We start from the raw sequence: 990 nt of genomic DNA on the forward strand, positions 1-990 counted from the left end.
AGCCCAGGTTCGACAGCTAAATCGCGATTTCGGCGGGTTGCGCCTCCCCGTGCATAATGAAAACAATGGGTTGGCGACCGGGAATAGTGGTTTCAGCCGAAGTCTTGTTGTAACACGTCATGTGAATTATTGACCTTGTGGCAAGGTGCATGGACGGAATATTGTTCGTCCATGTACACGCGCATCACGGAATCCGGCGGCCGCCGCTACCTGCAGCTCGTCGAGGGGCACCGCGACGAGGCTGGAAAGGTCCGCATCAAGGTCGTCGCCAACCTCGGCAGGCTGGACAAGATCAAGCCCGGCAAGCTCGACCCGCTGATCAACGGCCTGAACCGCGCGGCCGGACGCCTCGAGAATACCGCCTCCGACGTGACCTACGAGTCCTCGCTCGGTTTCGGCAATGTCTTCGCGCTCCATGAGATCTGGAAGGACCTCGGCTTCGACCGTGCACTGAACCGGGCGCTGCGCTCCGGACGGCGCGAGATTGACGTGGAAGCCCTGGTCCGGGCCATGGTCTTCAACCGTCTCTGCGCCCCGGACTCCAAACTTGGCTGCCTGCGCTGGCTGGAAACGGTCGCCATGCCCGCCATGCCGGAAGCCGTGACGCACCAGCATCTCCTGCGGGCCATGGATGCGCTGATGGATCATGCTGACACGGTGGAGGACGCGCTGGCGAAGCAGGTGCGGCCGCTGGTCGACCGCGATCTGGCCGTCGTCTTCTACGATCTCACGACCGTGCGGATCCACGGCGAGGGGCGTGTCGGGGACGACCTGCGCGGCTACGGCATGAACAAGGAAACCGGCGGGATTGCCCGGCAGTTCGTGCTCGGCGTGGTGCAGACCGCGGAAGGACTGCCGCTGCTCCACACCGTCCATCCCGGCAACATGGCCGAGACAAAGACACTGCAGGGCATGCTGCAGACGGTGCTGAAGCGGTTCCCGGTCCAGCGGGTCGTGCTGGTGGCTGACCGGGGCCTGCTGAGCCAGGAG

General features: G+C 63.9%; 1 protein-coding gene. It reads left to right on the top strand.

The window, feature by feature from the left end:
* Window positions 1-171 precede the first annotated feature (171 nt).
* A partial coding sequence (locus tag FGX59_RS37010) for an IS1634 family transposase (protein ID WP_138473490.1) occupies window positions 172-990 on the top strand: 819 nt, incomplete at its 3' end.

The organism is Poseidonocella sp. HB161398 (genome assembly GCF_005870025.1).
In the GTDB taxonomy this organism is placed as follows: Bacteria; Pseudomonadota; Alphaproteobacteria; order Rhodobacterales; family Rhodobacteraceae; genus Mangrovicoccus.